General features: G+C 58.1%; 1 protein-coding gene. It reads right to left on the reverse strand.

Annotation, left to right across the window (positions count from 1 at the left end; translation table 11 throughout):
• Nucleotides 1-1,216: 1,216 nt before the first annotated feature.
• Nucleotides 1,217-2,066 (reverse strand): BCCT family transporter (locus ACGVJ8_RS05675; protein ID WP_392346222.1); only part of this gene is annotated, 850 nt, incomplete at its 5' end.

A 2,066-nucleotide genomic window follows, 5' to 3' on the forward strand; every position in this document is an offset into this window, starting at 1 on the left:
AAAGAAATCGTTCGCGATGGCCAAGATTTGTTTGGGTGAGTGGAGTCCCGGTTAGCTCTTGTCCTCGTTTGAAGTGAGGGCTCACTGGCATTCGATGCACGCCTATTTCATATGTCTAGTTTTCGACCGTCGCCCTCTTTAAGGACATGGGATTCGACGGAGTAGACAAGACAGACCGTTTCATCATTGCCGCCAGGAGACGTGCCGAAGCTGCATTGCATGAGAGGTCTCCAAAGCTGACGGCGCTTGAGAAAGCGATCTGGCTCAAGTTGAAGCGAGGTGAACGCCCCTGCAAAAACAGCAAGGCGTCGTAGGGAACGACTCACCTGTGCCTCATCAAATGAGGAGGCCGCCCCTCCCAGCTGGAAGAGACGGCCTTCCTCTTTGGCGGGCCTGTCAACAGATCAAGCTCGACATCGATGAGACCAGCATCGACCAGCAAGAGCTGCTTTCGTTGTCAATCCAAACGCTGATGGCCGCGGCTGGGTAGACGATGCAGCAAAAGAACCCTGGCGCCGTGGTGAGCGCCATCCACCAGCTCGATCACATGACTGGAACTGGGTACAACTCCACCGCGGCCAAGGCGTACACCGTTAAAATACATTGACGTAGCAATCGCACTTGCGTGGCGAAGAGGGTTCACATCACCTACAGGAAGGCGAGCTGAGACAAACCTTCGACCCAGCACAAAACAACAACACCCGCCACGCCGGTTGCGGCCAGCTCACCAACAGAGTAAACGCCACCAACGCGTGGCAGCGCTGATCAGACCAGCGTCACACCCTTGCTTCGGTAGAAGGCAAGACGAAACGAAGGCGTTAGCCGTCCTTCGCCAGCTCGATCATATTCTGCCAATCAGGTCCCAGCTCAGCCGCCAGATCTTTCTCCAACGATCTCAAGTAACGCTTCCGTTGTCCTGACTCTCTGCCGACCCAGATCGGAATTCCTCTGGTAGTTTGACTCATACTCGCACCCTCCCACATCAAGGGGATTGCTTGTTGTTCACGGTTAATTCGTCTCCGCAAGCTGAGGTCGGACGACTACACCTGATTGTCAATGGCGTGGGGAGGAGGCCAAGTGGTCCTCGACTCCCAACCGCAGACCCCTCTCGGCCTGCAGGATCAAGATGCGCTTACCACTTGAGCGGTCCTCCGAAGCCTCCTATTTTCTTCAGGCCGCCTGCCGTTGCTGCTGCACTCCGCACCGACCTCGATGTCTAACATCGGGGTCGGTGCGGAGTGCTTCTGCCGCATCGCCATTCTTTCCAGGCCAGTCTTGGCGCGCTCCAGAGGGTGGCCAGCACCAGCGGAGTGACCGGAACCGCGGTGATCACAATGAAGGCTTGCAGGGCATCGATGGAGGTACTATCCCCCAGTCCCGTGCCGATCCGCAGTAGGACCAAGGTGAGGCTGCCGATCATCAAGGCCCAGAAAAGGCGTAGCAGAGCAGGCGGCTCGTTGCGGCCACTCACCACCATGGCCGCGGCATAACTCATCGAGTCGGCGCTGGTGCACATAAACAGAACAACCAGTACTAGACCGATAGGAATCAGTAAGCCGGCCAGGGGGAGTTGGCTGAGGATTGTCAGCAGCGCAGCGGCGGCTCCGTTCTGGGCCAGGGCTTCACTGATGCCGCCCCCGGCCAACTCCAGATGCAATCCGGTGCCCCCCAGCAGGGTGAACCAAAGGTTGGTCACGATCGGGCAGAAGATGGCCACTGCCAGAAACAGTTCACGGATGCTCCTACCGCGGCTGACTCCAGCGGTAAACAGCCCCATCAAGGGCGCATAGCCAAGGAACCAACCCCAGTAGAACACCGTCCAGCCGTTCGCCCAGTTCGCCGGCACGGCATTGGGTGTGAGGGCCATCTGCGGAAGATGGATCAGGTAAGTGCCAAAGCCACTGAAGAAGTGCTGAATCAGCCAAAGGCCCGGGCCTAGCAGCAGCAGGCCCGCCGCCAGGGCCAGGGTGAGCCAGACGTTGAGTTCCGATAGCCATTTGATCCCTTTTTGAATGCCGCTGACGGTGGATGTTGCAACGACGACGGTGAGCAGCACCACCACCAGG

The sequence above is a fragment of the Parasynechococcus sp. genome (genome assembly GCF_042954245.1).
GTDB lineage: Bacteria > Cyanobacteriota > Cyanobacteriia > PCC-6307 > Cyanobiaceae > Parasynechococcus.